Source organism: Pseudomonas sp. NPDC078416, assembly GCF_050268485.1.
In the GTDB taxonomy this organism is placed as follows: Bacteria; Pseudomonadota; Gammaproteobacteria; order Pseudomonadales; family Pseudomonadaceae; genus Aquipseudomonas.
The window spans coordinates 48,145-62,962 of sequence record NZ_JBNNGV010000009.1; the positions used below are offsets into that span (position 1 = coordinate 48,145).

Annotated in this window: 1 protein-coding gene; it reads left to right on the top strand. The window is 61.4% G+C overall.

Annotated features, from left to right (window positions below; translation table 11 throughout):
* The first annotated feature begins 280 nt into the window (after positions 1 to 280).
* Positions 281 to 14,737, top strand: a complete 14,457-nt coding sequence (locus ACQKEN_RS11180; RefSeq protein ID WP_427685504.1) for a retention module-containing protein — start codon at positions 281 to 283, stop codon at positions 14,735 to 14,737.
* Positions 14,738 to 14,818: the final 81 nt, after the last annotated feature.

A 14,818-nucleotide genomic window follows, 5' to 3' on the forward strand; every position in this document is an offset into this window, starting at 1 on the left:
AGAAATACGCGATCTCATCAAATATCAATGTGACATTACGGATGCGATTGTTTAGGATGTCGCCGAATAGGTCAATACTTTGGCAGAAAGTTAATTCCTGCGCCGACCTGCTGTTAATAAATTGACGCCAGATTACGAGCAACTTAATAAGTTCCCTAACTTGTTATCTGGCAATGAAACAAATGCGAATCTTTACGTATTCCAGTAATGAAGCGGCGTTAGTAAAGGCCGGCCAGCATGATGGATACCAACTGAACGGTAATTTCGGAGAGTCACCCCCATGAGCAGTGTTGTTGCCATCGTCAAAAGCATTGTTGGCCAGGTCGTCGCAGTTTCCCCGGAAGGGATTCGTCGTGTGCTCATCGAGGGTGACCGGTTGTTCACCGGCGAGCAGGTTCTGACAGGCCCGGGAGGCGCAGTCACGCTGCAGCTTGCTGATGGCCGTCAACTGGACATCGGCCGCGACAGCCAGTGGAGCGCAGACGCCCCGGCTTCCACCACCAACCTTGCCGAAGCCACCGCACAAGCGGCACCGTCCGTTGCTGAATTGCAGCAGGCCATCGCGGCCGGCGCCGACCCGACCAAAGACCTCGAAGCCACTGCAGCAGGTCCGCAAGCAGCGCCAGGTGATGGCGGCAACGCAGGCGGCGGCCACAGCGTGGTGATGCTCACCGAGACCGCGGGCGAAGTGAATCCGACCATCGGCTTCCCGACCAACGGCCTGGGGACGACGGCCGTTCCGCCGCCTACGCTGAGCAACGGCCTGGCGATCGACAACGGTAACGACAACGGCGGCACCCCCGTCGCGCCTACGCCTACGGGCACCCTGACATTGACCGCCACCCAGACACTGACCGAAGCCGGCGGCGCGCTGGTTTACACGGCGAACATCACACAGGCCCCGACGTCGGACCTGACGGTCACCCTGTCCAACGGATCGACCATTGTCATCCGTGGCGGCGACACGTCGGGCTCTACCACTGTTCAACTGGCTGACAACAATACGCCGTACATCGACCCGTCAGTTATCAGCACTACCATCACGGGCACAACGGGCGGTGGCGGTCTGGTCGTGACGACCGACCCGACTCCGGCGGTGACTACCATCACCGACACCATCGACACCACCACGGTCAGCCTCAGCGCTGCGCCGACGTCTGTCGAAGGCACCTCGATCACTTACACCGCCACGCTGACCAACCCGGCACAGACTCCGGTCAACGTCACGCTGTCCGACGGCTCGACCATCACCATCCGTGCGGGCGAGTCCACTGGCTCGGTTGTCGTCGCAGCTCCCGCCAATGACGTCTACAACACCAACACCGTTATCAACACCACGATCACCGGCGCGACCGGCGGCAACTTCGAAAACCTGGTGCCGGATACGGCGCCGGCGGTGGTGCAGATCGTCGACAGTATCGACACCACCGTTGCCAGTATCACCGGCACCCAGTCGGTGACTGAAGGCCAGACCGCCACGTACACCATTACGCTGAGCAACCCGGCGCAGACCGAAGTCACGATCAACCTGACGTACAGCGGCACCGCAGCCAACGGCACCGACTACACCCAAGTGGTCAGCGTGAAGATCCCTGCCAACAGCAGCAGCGTCACCTTCGACCTGAACACCCTTAATGACACGATCCCGGAAGGCGTTGAAAACGTCACCGTGGCGATCGGCGCCATCACCGGCGGCAACTTCGAGAACATCGTTGCCAGCGCGACCAATGGCAGCGTCACCACCACCATCATCGACAACGACGCTCTGCCGGTTGTCGACCCGAATGGCGGCGGCAACGGCACCAACAGCGAAACCACTTTCACCGAAGGCCAGGCCGGCGTTTCGATCGCCGACCAGTTGACCGTCACTGACGCCGACAGCCCGACCCTGCAAGGCGCGAAAGTCACCCTGACCAACGCTCAGGACGCCGACACCCTGGTGGTGGGCAGCCCGAACGCGAACATCGCGGTCAGCACCGCCACCGTCAACGGCCAGATCGTGCTGACCCTGACCGGTGCCGCCACCGCCGCCGAATACGAAGCCGTGATCAAGTCGATCACCTTCCAGAACGGTAGCCAGGACCCGAGCGTCGTTGATCGCACCATCACTGTGACCGTCAACGATGGCCAGAATGATTCCGTACCGGCCACCAGTATCGTGCACGTCGTCGCCGTCAACGACGCCCCGACCGTCTCGTTTACCAGCACCGATTACGTCGAAAACGGCGCGCCTCAGGCACTGGTCAACAACCTGCAGATCGGCGACGTCGACGGCGGCCAGCTGAGCGGCGCGAAGATCACCGTGACCGGCGTTCAGGCCGAAGACCTGATCGCTTCGCCGTCCTTCCAGGGTGGCAACACCGGCACCACGGCTTCGGGCATCAGCTACACGCTGGGCAACGACGCCAACGGTAACGTCGTCATTCAGTTGAGCGGCAACGCCTCGATCGCCGACTACACCACGCTGATCAACTCGATCACCTACGCCAACAGCAGTGACGCCCCGATCACCACCCCACGCGGCGTGACGATCGAAGTGACTGACGTGGACACCCACGGCACCAACAATCTGACGGGCAGCGCCACCGGCGAAGTCGATATCACCCCGGTCAACGACGCACCGACCGTCATCGACGCCTCGGGCAAAGGCGACGAAGACACCACCATCGCGGTCAAGCTGACCGGCACTGATGTCGACGGCACCATTGACCACTTCAACCTGGTCACACTGGCGGCCAACGGCACGTTCTATGCCGATGCCGCCGGTACCCAGGCGCTGACCAACCTCAGCAACATCGCCGCCACCGCCAACGGCGCGACGATCTACTTCAAGCCGAACGCCAACTGGGCGGGCGACACCAGCTTCACCTACACCGCGGTCGACAATCAGGGCCAGCCAGCCGGCGCGCCAGCCAACGGCATCATCAACGTCACACCAGTGGCCGATGCTCCGATCGTGACCGTGGCCGACGCCCAAGGCGCTGAAGACACGGCGATCAAGCTGACCTTGAGCACCGCGCTGGTTGACACCGACGGCTCCGAATCCCTGGGCCCGTTCGTCGTGTCGGGTATTCCAGTTGGCGCCGTGCTGACGGATGGCACCCACAGCTACACCTCGATCCCGACAGGCGATGGCGCGGTCTACATCAATGGCTGGGACCTGACCAACCTGACGATCACGCCGCCGAAAGACTTCAACGGCCCGATCACCCTGCAAGTGAGCTCGACGTCCACCGAGGGCGCCAACAAGGATTCGGCCACCACGACCCAGTCTCTGGTCGTCAACGTGACGCCAGTGAACGACGGCCCGGCGGTCAACTTCGACAGCGTGACCTACACCGAAAACGGTGCGCCAGTTGCGCTGGTCAATAACTTCAGCATCACCGACATCGACAGCACTCAGCTGAGCAGCGCGAAGATCACACTGACCGGCATTCAGGCTGAAGACCTGATCGTTTCCCAGTACTACAAAGGCACCAACAGCGGCGATACCGGCCTGGGCATCACCTACACGCTGAGCAACGACGCCAACGGCAACATCGTGATCGACCTGGTGGGCAATGCCTCGGTCGCCAACTATGAGACCGTGATCAAGTCGCTCACGTACGCCGACAACAGCGAAAACCCGAGCACCGTCCCGCGTGGCGTGAGCATTTCCGTCACCGACCTGGACGCCAACGGCACCACTAACCTGACCGCCGTGCACGATGGCCAGATCAACGTGATTGCCGTCAACGACGCGCCGACCGTTAACGCGGCTGTGGGCCAGGGCAACGAAGACACCGCCATCGCGGTCAAGCTGACCGGCGCTGATGTCGACGGCACCATTGACCACTTCAATCTGGTCACCATGGCCGAGCACGGCACGTTCTACGCCGATGCCGCCGGTACCCAGGCGCTGACCAACCTCAGCAACATCGCCGCCAGCAACAACAGCGCGACGATCTACTTCAAGCCGGACGCCAACTGGGCCGGTGACACCAGCTTCACCTACACCGCTGTCGACAACCAGAACCTGCCAGCCGGCGCGCCAGCGAACGGCATCATCAACGTTACGCCGGTGGCCGATGCCCCGATCGTCACCGTTGCTGACGCCCAAGGTAATGAAGACTCCGCGATCAAGCTGAACGTGAGTACCGCGCTGGTCGACACCGATGGCTCGGAATCCCTGGGCCCGTTCGTCGTGTCAGGTATTCCGGTTGGCGCCGTGCTGACGGATGGCACCCACAGCTACACCTCGATCCCGACAGGCGATGGCGCGGTCTACATCAATGGCTGGGATCTGACCAACCTGACGATCACGCCGCCGAAAGACTTCAACGGCCCGATCACCCTGCAAGTGAGCTCGACGTCGACCGAAAGCGCCAACAAGGATTCGGCCACCACGACCCAGTCCCTGACCGTAAACGTCGGCCCGGTCAACGACGCACCCACCGTCACCTTCACCAACCCTGACTACGTCGAAAACGGCGCGCCTCAGGCATTGGTCAGCAATCTGCAGATCGGCGACGTCGACAGCGCTCAACTGAGCAGCGCGAAAATCACGCTGACCGGCATTCAGGCTGAAGACCTGATCGTTTCCCAGTACTACACCGGTGCAAACAGTGGCACCACTACTCTGGGCATCAGCTACAACCTCAGCAACGATGCCGATGGCAACATCATCATCGACCTGACCGGCAAGGCGTCGATCGCCGACTACACCACGCTGATCAACTCGATCACCTATGCCAACAGCAGCGATAACCCAAGCACTGCCCCACGTGGCGTGACCATCGAAGTGACCGACGTTGATGCCAATGGCACCAACAACCTGTCGGGCAGCGCCACCGGTCAAATCGACGTGACCGCGGTCAACGATGCGCCGGTTGTTAACGCTGCGTCGGTCAAGGGCAACGAAGACACCACCATCGCCGTCAAGCTGACGGGCTCTGACGTCGACGGCACCATTGGCCACTTCAACCTGGTTACTGCGCCTGCACACGGCACCTTCTACTCCGACGCTGCCGGTACCCAGCCGCTGACCAACTTGACCAACATTACCGCGACCAACAACGGCGCGACGATCTACTTCAAGCCGGACGCAAACTGGGCAGGCGACACCAACTTCACCTATACCGCTGTCGACAACCAGAACCTGCCAGCCGGCAACACGGCAACTGGCACGATCAATGTCACGCCAGTGGCTGATGCTCCGATTGTTACCGTCACCACCGCCCAGGGCGATGAAGACACCGCGATCAAGATCAGCGTGGGCACTGCACTGGTCGACACCGACGGTTCGGAAAGCCTGAGCGGCCTGACCGTGGGCGGCATACCGGTCGGCGCTGTGCTGACCGATGGCAAAAACAGCTACACCTCGATCCCGACCGGCGACGGCAAAGTCGTTATCCAGGGCTGGGACCTGACCAAGCTGACCCTGACACCACCGGCTGACTTCAACGGCTCGATCACGCTGCAAGTGAGCTCGACATCGACTGAGCTGACCGGCCAAAAAGCGACCACGACTGAGTCCCTGACCGTCAACGTCGCGCCAGTCAACGATGCGCCTGTCGTCAACCCGGCCACCGGTAATGGTAGCGAAGACACAGTCGTTGCGGTCAAACTGACCGGCTCTGACGTGGATGGCACCATCGACCACTTCAACCTGGTCAACACGCCTGCCAACGGCACCTTCTACTCCGACGCTGCTGGCACTCAGCCGCTGACCAACTTGACCAACATCACCGCCACCAACAACGGTGCGACGATCTACTTCAAGCCGGACGCGAACTGGAACGGCACCACGCCATTCACGTACACCGCTGTCGATAATCAGGGCACGGCTTCCACAACCCCGGCCACGGGCACCATCACGGTGACGCCAGTCAACGACGCACCGGTCGTGAATTTCGGCAGCATCACCTACACCGAAAACGGTGCGGCGACGCCGATCGTCAAAGACTTCAGCATCACCGACGTCGACAGCACTCAGCTGAGCAGCGCGAAAATTACGCTGACCGGCATTCAGGCTGAAGACCTGATCGTCTCCCAGTACTACAAAGGTGGCACCGACGGCACCACCGGCACCACCGATCTGGGTATCAGCTACAAGCTGAGCAACGACGCCAACGGCAACATCGTCATCGACCTGACTGGCAAGGCTTCGGTCGCCAACTACGAAACCCTGATCAAGTCGATCACCTACGCCGACAACAGCGAAAACCCAAGCACCACGCCACGCGGCGTGACCATCGCTGTGACCGACGTGGATGCCAACGGCACCAACAACCAGACGGTTGTTCACGACAGCCAGATCAACGTGATTGCCGTGAACGACGCGCCGGTTGTTAACGCCGCCACCGGCAATGGCAACGAAGACACTATCGTCGCGGTCAAGCTGACCGGCTCCGACGTGGACGGCACCATTGACCACTTCAACCTGGTCAACACGCCTGCCAACGGCACCTTCTACTCCGACGCTGCCGGTACCCAGCCGCTCACTGGCACCACCAGCATCACCGCCACCAACAATGGCGCGACGATCTACTTCAAGCCGGACGCGAACTGGAATGGCACCACGCCGTTCACCTACACCGCTGTCGACAATCAAGGTCTGCCCGCCGCCACTCCAGGCACTGGCACAATCAACGTCACGGCCGTCAATGACGCGCCGGTGGTCAACTTCGGCAGCATCACGTACACCGAAAACGGTGCACCGATCGCGATCGTCAACAACTTCAGCATCACCGACGTCGACAGCACAGAGCTGAGCAGCGCGAAGATCACGCTGACCGGTATTCGGGCTGAAGACCTGATCGTTTCCCAGTACTACAAAGGCGGCACCGATGGCACCACCGGTACCACCAGTCTGGGTATCAGCTACAAACTGAGCAACGACGCCAACGGCAACATCGTCATCGACTTGACTGGCAAGGCTTCGGTTGCCAACTACGAAACCCTGATCAAGTCGATCACCTACGCCGACAACAGCGAGAACCCGAGCACCGCACCGCGCGGCGTGACCATTGCTGTGACCGACGTGGATGCCAACGGCACCAACAACCTGACCGTCGTACACGACAGCCAGATCAACGTGATTGCCGTGAACGACGCGCCGGTTGTTAACGCCGCTTCGGGTGCAGGTAACGAAGACACCACCATCGCGGTCAAGCTGTCTGGCTCAGATGTTGATGGCACTATCGGCCACTTCAACCTGGTCACTGCGCCTGCACACGGCACCTTCTACTCCGACGCCGCCGGCACCCAACCGCTGACCAACTTGACCAACATCGCCGCCAGCGGCAATGGCGCGACGATCTACTTCAAGCCGGACGCTAACTGGGCCGGTGACACCACCTTCACCTACACCGCGGTCGACAACCAGAACCTGCCCGCCGGCAACACGGCAACTGGCACGATCAACGTCACGCCTGTGGCGGATGCCCCGATCGTCACCGTCACCAACGCCCAGGGCGATGAAGACAGCGCCATCAAGCTGGAACTGAGCGCTGTACTGGTGGACACCGACGGTTCTGAATCCCTCGGCCCGGTCATTGTGGGCGGCATTCCAGTGGGCGCGGTGCTGAGTGATGGCAACGGCCACAGCTACACCTCCCTCCCTGTTTCTGAAGGCGGCGATGGCGAGGCTTACCTCACCGGCTGGAACCTGAGCACACTGACCATCACGCCGCCGAAAGACTTCAACGGCTCGTTCAACCTGCAAGTGAGCTCGACGTCGACCGAAGGCGCCAACAAAGATTCGGCCACCACGACGCAGTCACTGACTGTGAACGTCGCGTCGGTCAACGATGCACCGGTCGTTAACACAGCCACCGGCAACGGCAACGAAGACACGCTCGTTGCGGTCAAGCTGACCGGCTCTGACGTGGACGGCACGATCGACCACTTCAACCTGGTCAACACGCCTGCCAACGGCACGTTCTACTCCGACGCGGCTGGCACTCAGCCGCTGACCAACTTGAACGACATCACCGCCACCAACAACGGCGCGACGATCTACTTCAAGCCGGACGCGAACTGGAATGGCACCACGCCGTTCACCTACACCGCTGTCGATAATCAGGGCACGGCTTCGACCACCCCGGCAACCGGCACCATCACCGTAACGCCCGTCAACGACGCGCCTGTCGTCGACTTCGGCAGCATCACCTACACCGAAAACGGTGCAGCGACGCCGATCGTCAAAGACTTCAGCATCACCGACGTCGACAGCACTGAGCTGACCAGCGCCAAAATCACGCTGACCGGCATCAAAGGCGAAGACCTGATCGTTTCGCAGTACTACAAAGACGGTACGTCTGGCGACACGGGCCTGGGTATCAAGTACACCCTGAGCAACGACGCCAACGGCAACATCGTTATCGACCTGACCGGCAAGGCTTCGGTTGCCAACTACGAAACCCTGATCAAGTCGATCACCTACGCCGACAACAGCAACAACCCGAGCACCGCACCGCGCGGCGTGACCATCGCGGTTACCGACGCTGATGCCAATGGCACCAGCAACCTGACCGTCGTTCACGACAGCCAGATCAACGTGATTGCCGTCAACGATGCGCCGGTGACCAAGCCAGCAGCGGCCACGGGCGACGAAGACAACACCGTCGCGGTCAAGCTGACCGGCACCGACGTCGATGGCACCATTGACCACTTCAACCTGGTCAACCTGGGTCAGCACGGTACGTTCTACGCCGATGCCGCAGGCACTCAGGCACTGGACGGCACCAGCGTCATCAAGGCGACCGGCAACAGCGCAACCGTCTACTTCAAGCCGGATGGCGACTGGAGCGGCAGCACCCAGTTCACCTACACCGCCGTCGACAATCAGGGTCAGGCAGACACCACACCGGCCAACGGCACCATCACGGTCAACCCGGTCACCGACACCCCTGCCCTGTCCCTCGTGGGCGATCAGACCGTGGCTTCGCTGAACGTGAACGGCGCGACGACGACCGTGATCGGCAACATCGGCAGCGGCGCGTGGCACACCGACAACAGCGGCGGCACCGTTGAGATCCACACCCCGGGTACCTACGGCGTTGCCGGCAACAGCAACAACAGCCAGGTGCTGGAGCTGGAGCGCAACAGCGGCGACCCGAGCAATCTGTACACCAACATCGACGCCAAAGCCGGCGCGACCTACACCGTTTCGCTCGATTATTCGGTCCGTGCAGGCGCGGTCGACAACTCGCTGATCAACGTCTTCTGGGGCGGCAAGCTGGTCGGCACGCTGACCAATACCGTGGTGGGTCTGAAGACCTACACCTTCGACGTGCCGGTCACCACCGACGGCAGCGCGAAGCTGGAATTCAAGGCCGGCGACGCGAACTCCTTCGGCGGCGTGGTCAACAACATCAGCGTCACCGAGCACCTGAACAGCGGCCTGGAAGACAACGCGATTCTGCTGTCGACCATCAAGGCAGCGACCACTGACGTCGACGGTTCCGAAACCCTGACCGTCAGCATGAAGGGCATTCCGGTGGGCGCTTCCCTGAGCGACGGCACGCACACCTTCAACGCCACTGCCGGTGCGACCGCGACTGACGTGACGGATTGGGACCTGAGCAAACTCAAGCTCACCCCGCCGGCCAACTTCAGCGGCGACATCGCCCTGACCGTGACCGCCACCGCCCAAGACGGCGCAGCGTCGCCGGTCAGCAAAGACCTGACGTTCAACGTCCATGTGGCACCGGTTGCAGATGCCCCGACCGTGATCGCGCCTGCGGTTACCGGCCCGGAAGACACGGCCATCCACCTGAACATCGGCACCACGCTGGTCGATAACGACGGTTCCGAGAGCCTGAGCCACCTGACCGTTTCCGGCGTTCCGGTCGGTGCCGTCGTCACCGATGGCACTCACAGCTACACGTCAACTGCCGGCGGCAACGGCACTGCAGCGCTCGACGGCTGGGACCTGACCAAGGTGACCATCACGCCACCGGAAAACTTCAACGGCCAGATCAACCTGACCGTCAACGCAACGTCCACCGAACTGAACGGTCCGTCCGCGACGACCCAACAGCCGCTGACCGTGACCGTGACGCCAGTGAACGACGCACCGGTCGTGAATTTCGGCAGCATCACCTACACCGAAAACGGCGCGGCAACGCCGATCGTCAAAGACTTCAGCATCGCCGACATCGACAGCACTCAGCTGAGCAGCGCGAAAATCACGCTGACCGGTATCCAGGCTGAAGACCTGATCGTTTCCCAGTACTACAAAGACGGTACGTCTGGCGACACGGGCCTGGGCATCAAGTACACCCTGAGCAACGACGCCAACGGCAACATCGTTATCGACCTAACCGGCAAGGCTTCGGTTGCCAACTACGAAACCCTGATCAAGTCGATCACCTACGCCGACAACAGCGATAACCCGAGCACCACGCCACGCGGCGTGACCATCGCCGTGACCGACGCCGATGCCAACGGCACTGACAACCTGACTGTGGTCCATAACAGCCAGATCAACGTCATCGCCGTGAACGACGCGCCCGTCATCGGCCACACCGGGACGGGCAAAGAGTTCGGCAACACCTGGAACGAAACCGCCGTGGGTGGCGATGTCACCGCGCCGGGCAAAGGCCCAGGTCAGATCGCTCGCGATTTCACCCTGAACGATGCTGACAGCACCACGCTGAAAAGCGCGACCGTCACGCTGACCAACTTCAAGGACGGCGATGTCCTGAATGTCGGCAAGCCGGGCGCCCTGACCTACACCGTGAGTGATGTAAAAGACGCTTCCGGTGCAGTGACCGGCAAGACCATCACGTTCGGCGCAGGCACAGCCGCCCAGTACCAGACGGCGATTCAGTCGATCACCTTCGACAACACGTCCCATGACCCGTCGAAAGTCGACCGCATCATCAACATCAGCATCGACGACGGCAGCACGGTCAATAACATCGCGTCCACGACCTCGACGATCCATATCACCACGGTCAACGATGTACCGACCGTGAGCACCGCATCGGTCGGCTTCACTGAAAACGACGCGGCGGTCTCGATCGTCAAGAACCTGAACCTGGCCGACGTCGACAACACCACCTTGAGCAAGGCCGTGGTTTCGGTCGATGTGAAAACGGGCGACGTGCTGACCTTCACCGGCACTGCGCCGAAAGGCGTCAGCGTGGTGGAAACCCACAACGATGCTGGCCTGGTGAACGGCTTCAAAATCACCGGCATCGCGACCGTTGACCAGTACAAGGCGCTGATCCAGTCGATCACCTTCAACAGCCCGGGCGATAACCCTCAGGCGGGTGACCGTGCCGTGACGGTTCAAGTGACCGACTCCGGCGCGAAAGGCGACGGCACCGGTACGCAGGATTCGCTGGTTGCCGGCAGCAAGATCACGGTCACCGCCGTGAACGACGCGCCTGTCATCGGCCACACCGGCGATGGCAAGGAATTCGGCAACACCTGGAACGAAACCCTGGTCGGCGGCGATGTCACCGCGCCGGGCAAAGGTCCAGGTTTTATCGCTCGCGACTTCACCGTCAGCGATGCCGACAGCCCGACGCTGCAAAGCGCCACTGTCACGCTGACCAACTACAAGGCGGGTGATCTGCTGGCGATCGGCAACACCGCGGGCCTGAGCGTCACCACCACTGACATCGTCACCAACAACGTCGTGACCGGCAAGGTCATCACGTTCGGTGCGGGCACGGCGGCTCAGTACCAGACGGCGATCTCGTCGATCACTTTCGACAGCACGTCCCACGACCCTGTCAAAGACGACCGCATCATCAACATCAGCGTCAACGACGGCAGCGCTACCAACAACATCGCCAACACCACGTCGACGATTCACATCACGACGGTCAACGATGTTCCGGTGGCCAACGCCACGACCGGCAGCGGTAACGAAGACAGCCCGGCTATCGCCGTAACGCTGAGCGCGACCGACGTGGACAGCAAAATCGACCACTTCAACCTGGTCGACATGGCGGCACACGGTACGTTCTACGCGGATGCTGCGGGCAAGGTCGCGCTGACCAGCCTGAGCAGCATCGCGGCAGTCGGCAACGCTGCAACGGTGTACTTCAAGCCGGCCGCCGATTGGGCGGGCAGCACCTCGTTTACCTACAAGGCAGTCGACGATCAGGGTCTGGCGAGTTCGGTCAAAGCCACCGGCACCATCAGCGTGGCACCTGTCGCCGACCAACCGCTGGTGACACTGGGTTCCGGCGTCGTTCAGTCGACCGGTCTGGTCAAGGACGTCTACGTCGGTACATTGAAGAACATGGGCACCGACGGCAGCGGCGCCAACGAAGCGACCATCAAGGCTGGCTTCAACACCACCGTTGCTTCGACCACTCACACCGTCGCCACCGCTGCGCAGGACTCTTCCGTCGCTGTCGCCACCGGCACCAAGTTGTCCGGTCTGGTCTACATGGAAGCCGGCCACACCTACACCTTCTCCGGTACCGCGGACGACAGTCTGTTGATCACCGTAGGTGGCCAGACTGCAGCCAACGCCACATGGGGCGCGGGTGGCAAGATCCAGAGTGCGGGCTTTACGCCGACGGAGTCTGGCTACTACACCCTGGACATCTACCACTACAACCAGGCGGGCCCGGGCAGCTACAGCATCAATCTGGTCGACAAGACCATCAGCACCGGCGCGACTCAGACCGTGGCCCTGAACGGCAGCAACGTGCTGCTGTTCGCAACGGTCGATGACCTCAAGGCTTCCGGCCTGAACGTCTCGCCGTTGCACGAAGGCACGGTTGGCAGCGGTGAGGGTTACTACACCGGTTACGAGCTGAACCACGGCACCGAAGGCGCCGCGATCAAGCTGAGCCCGGTACAGGCGGTGTTCGGTGACAGCCTCGACGGTTCGGAGACTCACGTCACGACCTTGAGCGGCGGCGCACCGGCCGGCTCGATCCTGACCGACGCCGCGGGCCACACGGCCACCGTGACGACCCATGTCGAAAACGGCAAAACCGTGATGGACACGATTGACGTCAGCAACTTCGACCTGTCGACGCTGAGCATCACCACGCCTGACTACTTCAGCGGCAAGTTCACGCTGAACGCTACAGCGACGGCGACCGAAGCAACGGTGCCAGGCGTCCCAAGCGCCGTGGCCAGCGCCAGCGACAGCAAGGCGATCACCGTCACTGTCGAGTCTCAGACCTACAACTCGAGTGAAGGCCTGGCCGGCACCGACCCGACGCCCATCAACGGCACCACCGGCGGCGACATCATTGTTGGCGACGTCAGCGGCACGACCATCGTGCAGGGCAAGAGCTACAACATCGCCTTCATCGTCGACAGCTCGGGCAGCATGGGCAAAACCCTCGACACCGCGAAGACCCAGCTGCAATCGGTCTTCGAGAAACTGGCGAACGGTGCTCAAACGGCCAACGCCGGCAAGATCAACGTGCTGCTGGTGGATTTCGACACCAACGTGCGCTCGACCGTGTCGGTGGACATGTCTGACAAGGCTGCTGCCCTGAAAACATTGGCCGCTGCTCTGGCGACCATGACATCGGGCGGTACCACCAACTACGAAGATGCGTTCAAGACCACGGCGAACTGGTTTGCCGGCTTGAACAGCACCAACCCGACGGGCGAGAACCGCACTTACTTCATCACCGACGGCGAGCCTAACGTTTACCAGAACACCAGCACGGTGCTCGGTACGGTGAACGGCACGGCAATCACATTGGCGACGGGCCTGGAAAGCTGGCATCTGGGCAGCACGTATTCGGTGAACGGCAAAGTTGCCATCGACACCGTGGGCCATGTTTACAGCTACGCCAGCAGCACAACCGGCAAGCTTGTGGGCACCCTCGCCAGCCACGCCGACGGTATGGGCGGTCAGGAATACAGCCTGAATTCACCTGAAACCAACGGCAGCAGCGTCGTGCTGGCTGAAGCGGACACCGGTTACGCACTGCTGCTGAAGCAGTCGCCCACCATCGAAGCGATCGGCCTGAACTCGGCGGTCAAGACGAGCACGCTCAATCACTACGACAGCGACGGCCACGCGCAGACCAACGTCAACGCCGATGACCTGGCCAAAGCGGTACTGGGCGACCAGAAAGCGATCGCTCCGGGCAGCGACACCGTTAATGGTGGCGACGGCAATGACATCCTGTTCGGTGATCTGATCACCTTCAACAACCAGGGCGGCATTACGGCGCTGAAGGCATTCGCGGCAGATACCTTGCACGTCAACGTGTCGACCATCGATGACAAGACGCTGCATTCGTTCGTGACCAGCCACATTGATCAGGTCGCAGACCTGGCCGGCAAGTCATCGACCTCGCTGGACGGCAACGACACGCTGCTGGGCGGCAATGGCAATGACATCCTGTTCGGTCAGGGTGGCAATGACGTGCTCGTCGGCGGCAAAGGCAACGACATCCTCTTCGGCGGCGCCGGTGCGGACACGTTCACCTGGAAAGCCGGCGACACCAACAGCGGTGGCGTTGACGTGATCAAGGACTTCAACAAGGACGCTGGCGACCGCATTGACCTGCGTGACCTGCTGCAAGGTGAAGACACCGACACCCTCAGCAAGTATCTGCAGGTCAGCAACGATGGCCATGACACCATTCTGCAGGTCAGCACCACCGGGCAGTTCGCGTCGAATGTCTCTGCGGCTGCCGCAGCGACCACGGCTGATGTCCACATCAAGGTGGAAGGCGTGACCTGGAGCAATTCCATGGTCAACTCGCTGGTGAGCGGTGCGGATCCGACCATCAAAGTCGATCACCACTGATAGCTGAGTCGCGAGAGCTGTTGTACTGTGCTGGCAATCGTCCCTGACGGTTGCCAGCACCGTTACTCCCTGAGGAATGAG

Coding starts and splice junctions, on each gene's coding strand:
- ACQKEN_RS11180 (WP_427685504.1), top strand. CDS start 281: ATGAGCAGTGTTGTTGCCATCGTCAAAAGCATTGTTGGCCAGGTCGTC.